The 12,666-nt window shown below is 69.9% G+C and carries 11 protein-coding genes; 3 read left to right on the top strand and 8 right to left on the bottom strand.

What is annotated here, in order from left to right; all coding sequences use genetic code 11:
- Positions 1-69: 69 nt before the first annotated feature.
- The 7 genes from ACFONC_RS09290 to ACFONC_RS09260 all read right to left on the bottom strand — a co-directional run bounded on the left by ACFONC_RS09290 (position 70) and on the right by ACFONC_RS09260 (position 8,849).
- Positions 70-228 (bottom strand): DUF1328 domain-containing protein, encoded by a 159-nt coding sequence (locus tag ACFONC_RS09290; protein ID WP_386743442.1) that lies wholly within the window; start codon positions 226-228, stop codon positions 70-72.
- A 55-nt stretch (positions 229-283) separates the two neighbouring features.
- Positions 284-1,294, bottom strand: coding sequence for a 2-alkyl-3-oxoalkanoate reductase (gene oleD / locus ACFONC_RS09285; RefSeq protein WP_386743441.1), 1,011 nt, complete (start codon positions 1,292-1,294; stop codon positions 284-286).
- Positions 1,291-2,982 (bottom strand): olefin beta-lactone synthetase, encoded by a 1,692-nt coding sequence (gene oleC, locus ACFONC_RS09280; RefSeq protein WP_386743440.1) that lies wholly within the window; start codon positions 2,980-2,982, stop codon positions 1,291-1,293. Before oleC ends, oleD begins: the two co-directional genes overlap by 4 nt.
- 271 nt (positions 2,983-3,253) lie before the next feature.
- Positions 3,254-4,186, bottom strand: a complete 933-nt coding sequence (locus ACFONC_RS09275) for an alpha/beta fold hydrolase (protein WP_386744625.1) — start codon at positions 4,184-4,186, stop codon at positions 3,254-3,256.
- A 61-nt stretch (positions 4,187-4,247) separates the two neighbouring features.
- Positions 4,248-5,264 (bottom strand): 3-oxoacyl-ACP synthase III, encoded by a 1,017-nt coding sequence (locus tag ACFONC_RS09270; protein ID WP_386743439.1) that lies wholly within the window; start codon positions 5,262-5,264, stop codon positions 4,248-4,250.
- A gap of 82 nt (positions 5,265-5,346) precedes the next feature.
- Positions 5,347-5,667, bottom strand: coding sequence for a DUF4156 domain-containing protein (locus ACFONC_RS09265; RefSeq protein WP_386743438.1), 321 nt, complete (start codon positions 5,665-5,667; stop codon positions 5,347-5,349).
- Between the two features lie 302 nt (positions 5,668-5,969).
- Positions 5,970-8,849: a M16 family metallopeptidase gene (locus ACFONC_RS09260; protein WP_386743437.1), complete on the bottom strand. Its 2,880-nt coding sequence runs from the start codon at positions 8,847-8,849 to the stop codon at positions 5,970-5,972.
- A gap of 260 nt (positions 8,850-9,109) precedes the next feature.
- On the opposite strand from ACFONC_RS09260, the gene ACFONC_RS09255 reads away from it, so the two are divergent.
- The 3 genes from ACFONC_RS09255 (at position 9,110) to ACFONC_RS09245 (ending at position 11,353) form a co-directional block, all read left to right on the top strand.
- Positions 9,110-9,817 (top strand): SDR family oxidoreductase, encoded by a 708-nt coding sequence (locus tag ACFONC_RS09255; RefSeq protein WP_386743436.1) that lies wholly within the window; start codon positions 9,110-9,112, stop codon positions 9,815-9,817.
- A gap of 304 nt (positions 9,818-10,121) precedes the next feature.
- On the top strand, positions 10,122-10,586 hold the full coding sequence (locus ACFONC_RS09250; protein WP_386743435.1) for a tRNA (cytidine(34)-2'-O)-methyltransferase: 465 nt from the start codon (positions 10,122-10,124) through the stop codon (positions 10,584-10,586).
- Positions 10,587-10,768: 182 nt separating this feature from the next.
- Complete coding sequence (locus tag ACFONC_RS09245) at positions 10,769-11,353, top strand: outer membrane beta-barrel protein (RefSeq protein ID WP_386743434.1); 585 nt, start codon at positions 10,769-10,771, stop codon at positions 11,351-11,353.
- 271 nt (positions 11,354-11,624) lie between these two features.
- Here the strand turns inward: ACFONC_RS09245 and ACFONC_RS09240 are convergent, their stop codons facing one another.
- Complete coding sequence (locus ACFONC_RS09240) at positions 11,625-12,662, bottom strand: NAD(P)H-dependent glycerol-3-phosphate dehydrogenase (protein ID WP_386743433.1); 1,038 nt, start codon at positions 12,660-12,662, stop codon at positions 11,625-11,627.
- Between the last annotated feature and the right edge of the window lie 4 nt (positions 12,663-12,666).

Below are 12,666 nucleotides of genomic sequence, written 5' to 3'. Positions count from 1 at the left end.
GCACGCCGGGTTCAACAACGGAAACGGGCCCGTCCGGAGACGGGCCCGCCAGTCACGCGATGCGTGGCGTCAGACGCGCTTGCCGCGCAGCAGCGACACCACCGCCAGGATCAGGAACACCACGAACAGGATCCAGGCGATGTTGCTGGCCGCGCCGGCGATGCCGGAGAAACCGAGCACCGCGGCGATGATGGCGATGACGAAGAAGACGATGGCGTAGTGCAGCATGGGGCCTCCGGGTTGATCGTTGCGTCTGGCGATCATCATCCGCAGCCCGCGGTCGTCATCGGGTGACGGCTCCAGCGCGTTCCCGTGAATGCTTCAGCTCGGTGAGCCCGTCGTGAAACGAGACCCGTGGCCGGTAGCCGAAATCACGCGTTGCCGGCGCCATGTCGTACCAGTGCGTTGTGCTCAGCTGTTCGGCGAGGAAGCGCGTCATCGGCGGTTCGCCGCGCAGCCGGAACAATGACCACGCGGCTTCGCTCACCGCACCGATCGCATACGCGACGCCGAAGGGGATCGTCTTGTCCACCGTCGGCGCGCCCGCCGCGCGCAGCAGGCCATTGATGGTTTCGCGCACGGTCTTCGGCTCGCCGTTGCTGATGAAGTAGGCGCGGCCAGCGCAGGCCGCACCGACTGCGAGATGTTCGAACGCATCGAAATGCGCCTGCGCGGCGTTGTCGATATAGGTGGTGTCGATGACGTTGTTGCCATCGCCGACGAAGCGCAGCCGCCCGGCGTTCGCGCGCTCGACCAGGCGCGGCAGCAGCTGGTTGTCGCCCGGCCCCCAGATCAGGCGCGGGCGCAACGCGACGGTGGCGAGGCGGGCGTCGTTCGCGGCCAGCACGGCTTTTTCGGCGATTTTCTTGGTGGCGGCGTACGCGGCCTTGAAGTCCGCGCCGTAGGGCACGGTGTCGGCCGTGCCGCCGGCCACCGGGTTGGTCGCGCGATGGGTGACGCTGGGAGAGGAGGTATAGACCAGCCGGTCGATGCGGTGCGCGCGGCACGCGTCGAGCACGTTGTCGGTGCCCAGCACGTTGGCGCGGTGGTAGCTGTCGTAATCACCCCAGGCGCCGGCCTTGGCGGCGTTGTGGAAGATCGCTTCGCAGTCCTGCGCGGCGGCGATCACGGCGTCGCGGTCGGCCAGGTCGCCGCGCAGCTGGCGCACGCCGAGCCTGTCGAGCACCGGATACAGGCTGCGGTTGAAGCTCACCACTTCATGCCCGCGCTGCACCAGGCCGCGGCACAGCGCGCGGCCGAGGAAACCACCGCCGCCGGTAACGAGGATCTTCATTGATTGCTCCCGGGTTGCTTCGCCGCCCACGCGGCCAGCTTCTCGCGCCCGATCTTGGCGTTGTGGCGGATGTCGACCGGGAAGCGCGGGTGGAAGAGGAAGGTTTCGATCCGTGCAGCGTGCACGAAGCCTTCGCCGAGGTGGCGCAGTTCGTCGGCGATGCGCGGCCGCTGGTCGCGCGCGACGCCCGCGCGCAGCTCCACGCACAGCACGGGGCGCTGCGAGCCGCGTTCGCCGATGCCGACCAGCGCGGTGCGGCGCACTTCGGGGTGGACGTTGAACACCGGCTCGACCTGCTCCGTGCACAGCGTGCCGGACGCGGTGACCACGCGCTGCGACTTGCGGCCGCAGAACCAGAGGCGGCCTTCGGCGTCGACGTAGCCCAGGTCGCCCATGCGGTGGACTGTGCGGAAGCCTTCGCTCGCTGCGCTCGCGCCCTCACCCCAGCCCTCTCCCGGAGGAAGGGGAGGCAGAAGCTCACGGATCTTGGCGAGCTTCGTCTGCGCGTCGCGGTTGAAGTACGCATCGGTGGTGGTGGGGCCGGCGACGGTGATCTCGCCGACCTGGCCGGGCCTGGCCAGCAGCTCGTCCGACCACTGTTCGATGGCGTCATCGCTGACCTGGATGATGCGCACCTCGTTCGGCGGCATCGGGCGGCCGACGCAGGTGCCGGCACCCTGCTCGGTGCGTTCGCGCAGGGTCAGCAGTTCGCGGCCTTCGATGATCGCCACCGGCAGGCATTCGGTTGCGCCGTAGGGCGTCCAGAACTGCGCGTCGTCGGGTAGCAGCGCCTGCATTTTCGCGACCACCTCCGGCGGCACCGGCGCGCCGGCCGAGGTCACGCGGCGCACAGTGGGCAGGGCGGCGCCGTGGGCGGCGAGCACGCCCATCAGCGCCGGCGAACCGAACAGCTGGGTCACGCCGAAGCGCTCGATCGCCGCCAGCAGTTTTCCCGGATCGGCGTCCGCCGGGCGCGTCGGGTCCATGTCGGGGATGATCGAAGTCAGGCCGAGCGCGGGATCGAACAGGGCGAACGGCGGAAAGGTCGGCAGGTCGACGCCGCCAGGCTGCGTGCCGAAGGCCGTGCGCAGCATCTCCACCTGGGCGACGAAATGGCGATGTCGATAGACCACGCCCTTGGGCACGCCGGTCGAGCCGCTGGTGAACAGGATCGCGGCGACGTCGTCGGGCGCCGTGTCGGCCAGCTGCGGCCCGGCGCCGGCGCCGTCACGCTCGACCTGCGCCAGCGTGGCGTCGGCCAGCCACGGGCGCGCGCCGGTGGTCACGCGCACGCGCGCCGACTTCGCCCAGCCCAGCAGCCGGCGCGCCAGCATCGCCAGCGGGATGCCGATGAAGGCCTCCGCCTGCGCCTCGCCCAGGCACTGCTTCAGCGCGCGGCGATCGATGCCCGGGTCGACCAGCACCGGCACCGCGCCGGCCTTGAACAGGGCGAACATCAGCAGGAAGAACTCGGGCGTGGGCCGCACCATCACCACGGTGCGGGTGCCGCGCACGATGCCGCGTTTCGCCAGGCCCGCGGCGATGGCATCGCTGCGCGCGTCGAGCTGCGCGTAGCTGAGCGCGATGTCGTAGCGGCCAGCCTGGCCGGGGCAGCGGATCGCGACCTGGTCGGGGCGTTCGGCGGCCAGGGCCGGAAGCGCGGCGGCGATGTTGCAGGCGGGACTCATGCGGGGATTATCGCCGGGGGCGGGACGGGGTACGTTGCCCGGGCCGGTGCCGATGATCTGGTGGGAGCGGCTTCAGCCGCGAGCTCCTGGCCCCTCCCCCTGCGAAGGCAGGGGGAGGTTGGGAGGGGGTGCCCACGGTTCGCGCTGATCCCAAAGGCACCCCTCCCCAGCCCACCCGGCCATCGAGCACAGCTCAATGGCGTTCGTCAGGCCGCGAACCCGTGGTTCGCAAACGGCCCTCCTCACCCCCTGCCTTCGCAGGGGAGGGAGCTCAAGTCGCCAGGTTCGCGTCCAGGAACTCCCGGATCGCCGGCACCAGCACCTCATGCCGATCTTCCAGCACATAGTGGCCCGCATCGTCGAACGCCATCACCTGCGCGCGCGGCAGCGCATCGCGGAAGCCGGCGAGGAAGTGGCGATCGAACACGAAGTCGCGCAAGCCCCAGCCGATGAAAGCGGGACGGTCGGCGAGTTCGTGCAGCCGGCGCCCGGCCTCGGCGACCAGCGGCCAGGCGCGGTCGCCTTCGCGCAGCGGGATGTCCTGCATGAAGCGCAGCGTGGCGATCGCGTTGTCCCAGCCGTCGTACACGCCAGCAAAGGCGGCGCGCACGTCCGCGGGCAGCTTGCGCACGGTGCCGAAGCGTGCCGCGCCGCGCGCGAACAGGTTGAAGCGCCGGATCGCCCAGCCGCCGACGGCCGAATCGCGCCCCAGCGACAGCTGCCAGGGCATCGGCTTGGCCGCCGGCAGCGGGAACGCGGCGGTGTTGAGCACCACCAGCCGCTTGACCTGCGGCATGTGCGACAGCGCCCAGCCGAAGCCGATCATCCCGCCCCAGTCGTGTACCGCGAGCGTCACCGGCGTGGCGTCGTCGATGCCGGCGTGGCGCAGCAGCGCGCCCAGGTCGTCGATGCGCGATTGCAGCGTGTAGTCGTAGCGCGCCGCGGCCGGATCGGCCGGCGGGCGCACGCCGCCGCCGTCGTCGGGCTTGTCGGACAGGCCCATGCCGACGTGGTCCGGCACGATGCATCGATAGCGATCACGCAGCCCGAGCGCCAGGTGCCGCCAGTAATAGCTCCACGACGGATTGCCGTGGACCATGACCACGACCTCGCCGTCGCGCGGGCCTTCGTCGAGGTACGACATCGAGATGCCGGGCCGCACTTCGAAGCGCCGTGGGGTGGACGGATAGTCGGGAAATTCCATCGTGGTCGTCGACATGAAAAGGGCCGGACGAACCGGCCCTCGTGCGGAGGCGAAGCGGGTCTTACCAGACCACTTCGGCCATCGAGCAGTTCAGCCCCGAGCCGATGCCCAGCAGGGCGACGCGGTCGCCCTTCTTCAGGCGGCCCATCTCGCGCAGCTTGGAGAGCACGATCGGCACCGAGGCCGGGCCGATGTTGCCGTGCTCGCCGAAGATGGTCAGGACCTTCTTCGGGTCGATGCCCATCGCCCGGGTGAAGGCGGCGGTGTGCGCCTTGCTGACCTGGTGGACGACGAACTCGTCCATTTCCTCCACCACCCAGCCCAGCGCCTGGCGGGCGGCGACGAAGGTCTTCTGCGCCAGCTTGACGCCCTCGATCAGCAGGGTGCGGGTGTCGGTGACCATGCCGTCGAGGTTGCCGCGGCACAGCTTGTTCCACTGCGTGGCGGCGCGGGTGACGCCGCCGCGGTAGCGCGGCGCGCCCGGGGCGAGCTCGGCGCGTGCCAGCACCATCGCCGCGGCGCCGGAACCGAGCGTGAGCGTGGCCAGCTCGTTGCGGAAGTCTTCCTCGGTGGAATCGTCGCGCGTCATGCGCTCAAGGGTCTTCTCGTAGGCGAGGTCGGCGGTTTCGCCGTCGACGACCAGGGCATAGTCGATCTCGCCGCGCTCGATCATGCGGCTGGCGATGTCCATGCCGTTGAGGAAGGCCAGGCAGGCGTTGGCGACGTCGAAGTTCTGGCACTCGTCGCCGAGGCCGAGGTTGCCGCTGACGATCGAGGCGGTGGACGGCTCCAGGTAGTCGCGACTGACCGAGGTGTTGACCAGCAGGCCGACCTTGTCCGGGTCGATGCCGGCGTCGGCCAGCGCCTTCACGCCGGCGAGCGTCGCAGCGTCCGAGGCCTGCATGCCCTCGTCCCACAGGCGCCGGGCATGGATGCCGGCGATGTCCTTGAGCACGTCGGTCTTGATGCCGAGGCGGTCGAGGGTGGGCTTGAGCCGCGCATTGATCTCATCGCTGGACAGGCGTCGCGGCGCATCGATGTGGGCGAGGCCGGCGATGGCAACGTGTTGGAAAAGCATGGGCTGGCCGCCGGATTACGGACAAAAGGGAACCCATATTACCGGGTCCGGAGGGCTGCCGTATCCGGCCGGGCCGGAACGGTCAGTTCCCGCAGCGCCAGGCGGCGAATTGCTGGTCGCCGTTGCGCGGCGGGCCAAGCGGGCTGATGGTGTCTGCGCCGATCCCCGGGGCCTCGTTGCGGGCGAGCGTTTCGAGCTCCTCGCGCACCCGCAGGTCGTTGCGCTCGTAGACCATGGCCACCTTGTCGGCCACCGAGACGCTGACTTCGCCGCGCTTTTCGCAGCCGGTGGGGGCGGTGGCCATCACCTTCACCGCCTTGGCACCGGGCGCCATGTGCACCCAGGTGCAGCCGGACAGGCCGAGGACGGCGGTGGCGAAGGCGGCGAGCGGCAGGTGGCGCATGGACGGCTCCGGGCGTGCGGGGACACGGCATTGTGGGCGGGCTTGGCTGAACGCGGCAAGGTGTCGAGTAGCGCCCTGCAGGAGTGGCTTCAGCCGCGAGCTTTTGCCTTCGCCCCTCCCCCTGCGAAGGCAGGGGGAGGCTGGGAGGGGGTTGCGTCGGATCTGGTGCAACTGTCCGCAGGTATCGCGCGAGCCCACGCAACCCCTCCCCAACCCTCCCCTGCCTTCGCAGGGGAGGGGGCCGAAGCCGCGGACGATTTGTGTTTGCTGCCCCTGCGACCGCAGGGGCAGGGAGGCGAGCCTTACTCGCCGTCCTTCTTGGCCGCCGGCGCCACCGGGTTGCCGTCGGCATCGATGATGCTGACTTCACCCAGGTCCAGCGCGCGCACCGGCTGTTCGATCTGCTTCAGGTCGCCGACCACCACCCAGGTCAACGCGCCCGGGTCGAGCGTGCGGGCGGCCGCGTTCACCTGCTCCGGGGTCAGGTCGCGGATCTGCGCGTTGCGCAGCTCGACCCAGTTGTCCGGGCGGTCGTAGCGGACGATGCCCGCGATGGTGCCGAGCACCGAACCTGCCGTCTCGTAGGCACCGGGCTGGCTGCGCAGGTTGTTGGCGACGATCTTCTCGACCTCGGCTTCCGTGGCCGGGGCTTCGCCGTCGACGTAGCTGCTGATTTCACGCTGCATTTCCGCCAGCGAGTCGGCCGTCTTGTCGATCTGCACCGGCGCATAGGCCAGCCACGGGCGCTGGCCCTCGGCGTCGGCCAGCATGGTGCGCGCGCCGTAGGACCAGTGCTTGTCCTCGCGCAGGTTCATGTTCAGGCGCGCGGTGAAGCTGCCACCGATCACCTCGTTGGCCATGTCCAGCAGCACCGCGCCGTCGTCGCGGGTGGACGGCGCGACCTTGCCGGCGAAGATGTTCGCCTGCACCGCGCCCGGCTGGTCGATCAGGAACACGCGCGCCTCGGCGGGCCGCTCGACCTTGGCGACCGCGACCTGCGCAGGCGCGTCCCCGCTGCCCTTCCAGTCGCCGAAGTGGCGGTCGAGCACCGGCACGATCTCGGCCAGCGTGGTGTCGCCGACCACGACCACGGTGGCGTTCTCCGGGCGCAGCCACTGCTGCTGGTAGGCGACCAACTCATCGCGGGTGAGGGCGGCGATATCGGCTTCGGTGCCGCTGCCGGTGAACGGGATGCCGTAGGCGTGGTCGCTCCCGTACAGCAGCGGCGGCAGCACGCGCAGGGCGGCCGAGTTCGGGCGCGCCTTCTCCTGCGCGATGCCGGCGATCCACTGCGCCTTGACCCGGTCGATCTCCGCCTGGTCGAAGCGCGGGGCGCGCAGCATGTCGGCGAACAGCGCAACCGATTCGTCCAGGTTCTCCTTCAATGCAGACAGGCCGGCACTGCTGCCGTCGAGCGAGGCGCCGGCGCTCAGCCGCGCGCCCAGGTTTTCCTCGGCAGCAGCGAACTCGAGCGCGCCAAGCTTGCCGGCGCCCTCGTCGAGCATGCCCAGCGCGAAGCCGGCGCGGCCGAGCTTGCCGCCCTGGTCAGAGGCATAGCCGCCGTCGAACAGGTAGCTCATCTGCACCACCGGGATCTCGTGGCGCTCGGCCAGGATCAGCTTGCTGCCGTTGGCCAGGGTGGCGTGCTGCAGGTCGGGGAAGTCGAGCTCCGGGAACGTGTCCACCTTCGGCACGCCCTTGCTGCGATCCACGCTGCTCGGCGTGGTGCTGTATTTCGCATCCGCCGCCGGCAGTTCGAACGGCGCCGGCTTGGCGGCGGGCGCCTCCACCAGCGGCGTGCGCTCGCCCGGTTCGACCACGAAGGTGTGGCTCGGCTTGCCCAGCCATTCGCGGGCGACGTCGCGCACCTGCTCGGGCGTGGCGGCCTGGATGTCGCGCAGCACGTCCTGGTAGCAGTCCGGCTTGCCGGTATAGGTCTGGCAGGCGGCCAGCGCGTCGGCCTTGCCGCCGAAGCCGCCGATGCGCTCGATGCCGCGGATGAAGCCGGCGCGGAACATGGTCTTGGCCTGCGCGAGTTCTTCGGCGGTCGGGCCCTCGGCGAGCAGCTTCTGCAGCTCCTCGTCGATGACCGCCTCGACCTTCTTCTCGTCGACGTCCTTCTTCACCATCGCGTTGATGAAGAAGCTGCCGCCCAGCTGCGATGACCAGTTGGCCGTGCCGATGCTGTCGACCAGCTGGTCCTCGTGCACCAGGCGCTTGTCCAGGCGCGAGGTGGCGCTGCCGCCGAGCACCTGCGAGAACAGGTCGAGCAGGGTCGAATCGGTGCTGCCGTACTCGGGCACGTTCCAGATCCGGCGCACCATCACCTGCGGGACCTTGTCCTCGAGCACGGTGCGGCCAGATTCGGCCAGCGGCGCGATCTGCACCTTCGGCTGCTCCATGGTCGGACCGGCGGGAATGTCACCGAAGTACTTGGCGACCTTCTTCTTCGCGGTCTCGACGTCGATGTCGCCGGCCAGCACCAGCACCGCGTTGTTGGGGCCGTACCAGGTGCGGAACCACTGCTTCACGTCCTCGAGCTTGGCCGCGTTGAGGTCGTTCATCGAGCCGATCGTGGTGTGGTGGTACGGATGCCCGGCCGGGTACATGGTCTTGGCCACCACCTGGCGCAGCTGGCCGTAGGGCTGGTTTTCGCCCTGGCGCTTCTCGTTCTGGACCACGCCGCGCTGCTCGTCGAGCGTCTTCTGGTCGATCGCGCCGAGCAGGTGGCCCATGCGGTCGGATTCCATCCACAGCGCCATGTCCAGGGCGGTGGTCGGCACGTTCTGGAAGTAGTTGGTGCGGTCTCCGTTGGTGGTGCCGTTCATGTCGGTGGCGCCGGCCTGCTCGAACGGTTCGAAGTACTCGCCCGGGTGGTTCTCGGAGCCGTTGAACATCAGGTGCTCGAACAGGTGCGCGAAGCCGCTGCGCCCGGCCGGCTCGTTCTTGCTGCCCACGCCATACCAGATGTTGACCGCCACGATCGGCGCCTTGTGGTCCTCGTGCACGATCACCGTCAGGCCGTTGGGCAGGGTGAACTCCTGGTACGGGATGTTGACCGTGGCCGCGGCCTGGCCGGCATCGGCGAACACCAGGCCCGGCGTGAAGCTGCCGCCGATGGCGGCCGCCAGGGCGAAACCAAGGATGGAAGCGCGGGGGCGACGGAAGTTGGCAAGGGACATGGGCACTCCTGTGCAGGCATGAATGGCGGGATTGTCCCGCCATCGTAACGACTGTCCGGGAGCTGAACACTAGGCCATAGGTCCTTGCTGGGGGCTGGGGGGCTGGGTCAGGCATCCAGGCTGCCATCCCGAGCGCAGCGAGGGAGCTGCCTTCTGTCCCGGGTCCGGGCCAGATCCCTCGCTACGCTCGGGATGACAATGGGACGGCGCGGCCTCCAGCGCCCACCCCAACTGAACGTCCCACCTGCCAGACTCGCCCCATGACAACCCGCCACTGCCTCGTCACCGGCGCCAACCGCGGCGTCGGCCTGGAATTCGTCCGCCAGCTGCTGGCCCGCGGCGATCGCGTGGTCGCCACCTGCCGCCAGCCGGGCCGGGCGTCCGCCCTCAACGCGCTGGCCGGCGACCATCCCGGCCGCCTGCATGTGCTGCCGCTGGACGTGGCCGATCCGAAGTCGCATGCCGCATTGGCCGCCGAGTTGCCGCTGGCGCTGGGCGAAGACGGCCGGCTCGACCTGCTGGTCAACGGTGCCGGCGTGCTGCATTCGGGCGAGCGCTTCGGCAAGGTCACCGCCGCGATCCTCGAGGACAGTTTCCGCACCAACGCCGCCGGGCCGCTCCTGCTCACCCAGGCGCTGGCACCGCTGCTCGCCGACGGCGCGCGGGTGGCGAACGTGTCGTCCGAACTGGGCTCGATCACCGACGCCGGCCGCTTCGGCACCCCCAGCTACTGCATCAGCAAGGCCGCGCAGAACATGGCCAGCGTGCTGCTTGCGCACGCGCTGCGCGAGCGCGGGATCGTCGTTGCCGCACTGCATCCGGGCTGGGTGCAGACCGACATGGGCGGACCGAACGCGACTGTGCCGGCTGCCGATTCGGTGCGCGGACTGCTGCAGGTGATCGACGGCCTGGCGCCGGAAGACAGCGGCAGCTTCCGCGACTGGCGGGGCGAGACGCTGGCCTGGTGATCCCGTAGGGCGGGTCTTGACCCGCCATCCCAGATGGCACCGGTGGCGGGTCTTGACCCGCCCTACGAATCTGCCTTGGTGATCGAACCCGAACTGCCTCCATCCGTCCGGCAGGAGCGGCGGAAGCCGCGAGCTCTGGCCGTTGCCCCGCAGGGGAGGGAGCAAGAGCTCGCGGCTTCCGCCGCTCCTACAAGGATTGTCCCTCACGGTATCCTCCCCACCCCCGCGCCGTTGTCGGCGTTATGCGGCCGCAAGGCCGTATCAACGCAGACAGTTATCACGGCGCCAAACGCCGGGATAACCGATGTTCGACGTCATCCTGTTCCAGCCGGAGATCCCGCCCAACACCGGCAACGTCATCCGCCTGTGCGCCAACACCGGCGCGCGCCTGCACCTGGTGCGGCCGCTGGGCTTCGACATGGACGACCGCCAGCTGCGCCGCGCCGGGCTGGACTACCACGAGTACGCGCGCGTGCAGGTGCACGACTCGCTGGCCGGCGCACTCGCGGCGATCGCGCCGCCGCGGCTGTTCGCCCTGAGCTCGCGCGGCACCGTCCGCTACGACACGCCGCGCTTCGCCGCCGGCGACGCCTTCCTGTTCGGGTGCGAGACCGCGGGCCTGCCCGATGACGTGCTCGCGTCGATCCCCGACGCGCAGCGCCTGCGCCTGCCCATGCGCCCGGACAACCGCAGCCTCAACCTGTCCAACGCGGTGGCGGTGATGGTGTACGAGGCCTGGCGGCAGCTCGGCTTCGCCGGCGCCACCTGACCCGGCCAGCCCGGAAAAGTTCCTGTACTGTCAAGTTCACTATTCAGCCTGCGTTGCCGCCGCATGCGGACAATGCGCGTCACCGGCCCAGGCGTCGTTGCCGTTTCCCCGACGGTCTCTCTCCCTCCCCCGGCGCCTGGCCGGCCCTTTACCTACAAGATCTCAAAAGAAGGGTCCCCCGAATGAAGAACTCCCTGATTGCCGCCGCGCTGCTGGCGGTGCCGGCCTTTGCCATGGCCGCAACTGCGTCGGCCGCCGACGACGTGTCCTACAACTATGTCCAGGGCGGCTACACCGCCACCAACGGCGACGGCAACGTCGACGCGGACGGCTGGGCGATCGACGGCTCGGTGGCCGTGCATCCGAATTTCCACCTGTTCGGCGCCTTCAACCAGCAGGAAATCGACGACACCAACATCGACATCGACCAGTGGCGCGCCGGCGTGGGCTACAACCACGAGATCTCGCCCCGGGCCGACCTGCTCACGCGCATCGCCTACGAGAAGTTCGATGCCGGCAGCGGCCTGGACTTCGACGGCTACAGCGTCGAGGCCGGCGCCCGCGCCGCGCTGACGCAGAGCCTGGAGGGCTATGCGCTGGCGGGCTACGAAAGCTACGACAGCGACGGACTGCTCGAAGACGACAGCAATTTCTACGGCCGCCTCGGTGCGCAGTGGAAGTTCAGCCCGAACTGGGGCTTGAGCGGCGACGTCAAGTTTTCCGACGGCGACACGCAGTGGTTCGTCGGCCCGCGCCTGACCTGGTAACCGGACGGTCACCAACGGGCGCTAACGTGGCTATTGCGACGTTCTCTCTCTCCCCGACATCGCAACCGACCCGGCCGGAAACGGCCGGGTTTTTTGTGCCCTCGGCGAACGATGCCGCAGGCCGGAATTTCATCCCCGACAACGCGGATGTCCGGAGCACCGGCGCTTCGATGATGGCGCGTGCCGTAGGTCGGGGTTACATCCCCGACAACGCGGTGTCCGGAGCCCCGGGCCTCGATGACGGCGCGGGCGTCGGGGGCGTAGCCCCGACCTACGGCGCGCCGGCGCCGAATGCTTCCGGTGCGTATTCGGCCTTCTGTTCGCGCGCGAGCAGGCGTTGCAGGCCTTCGGCCGGGGTGATGTCGCCGTGCAGGACGGCACGGACATTCTCGGAGATCGGCAGTTCCACGCCGTAGCGCTCGGCCAGGCGCATGACTTCGTTGGCCGTCTGCACCGACTCGACCACCTGGCCGATCTCGCGCACCGCGTCGTCCAGGGTCTGGCCGCGGCCGAGCGCGAGGCCCAGGCGCCGGTTGCGCGACAGGTCGCCGGTGCAGGTGAGCACCAGGTCGCCCAAGCCGGCCAGGCCCATCAGGGTTTCGGGGCGGCCGCCGATCGCGGCGTTGAGCCGCAGCATCTCGTTGAGGCCGCGGGTAATCAGGCCGGTGCGGGCATTGAGGCCGAGTTCCATGCCGTCGGCGGCGCCGGTGGCCACGGCCAGCACGTTCTTCATCGCCCCGCCCAGCTCGGCGCCGCGCATGTCGCTGCCGGTGTAGGCGCGGAACTCGGGGCCGTGCAGCACGTCGGCGACCTGCTGCACGAAGGCGGTGTCCTCGCCCTGCACGGTCAATGCGGTCGGCAGGCCGAGGGCGACTTCCTTGGCGAACGACGGCCCGGTGACCACGGCCAGTGGCACGTCCGGGCCGAGCAGGTCGCCGGCGACTTCATGCAGGAAACGCCCGGAGCCGGGCTCGAAACCCTTGGCCGCCCACGCCACGCCGGCATGCGCCGGGCGCAGCGGCGCCAGTGCGCGCAGGGTTTCGGTGAAGGCGTGCGAGGGCACGACCACGAGCACCAGGTCGGCGCCGCGCAGCGCAGCGGCGAGGTCCGTGGTGGCGCCCAGGCCCTCGGGCAGGGCGATGCCAGGCAGGTAGCGCGTGTTCTCGTGGTGCTGGTCTATCGCCTCGACGATCGCCGCGTCACGCCCCCACAGCACGGTCCGATGGCCGTGCCGGGCGATCAGTGCGGCAAGCGCGGTGCCCCAGGAGCCCGCGCCGAGCACGGCGACCGCCGATGTTGCTCCCGCCATGGCG

The sequence above is a fragment of the Luteimonas soli genome, assembly GCF_042648865.1.
Lineage (GTDB): Bacteria > Pseudomonadota > Gammaproteobacteria > Xanthomonadales > Xanthomonadaceae > Luteimonas > Luteimonas soli.
The sequence above is the reverse complement of the archived record's forward strand: the minus strand, read 5'-3'. Positions and strand labels throughout refer to the sequence as shown.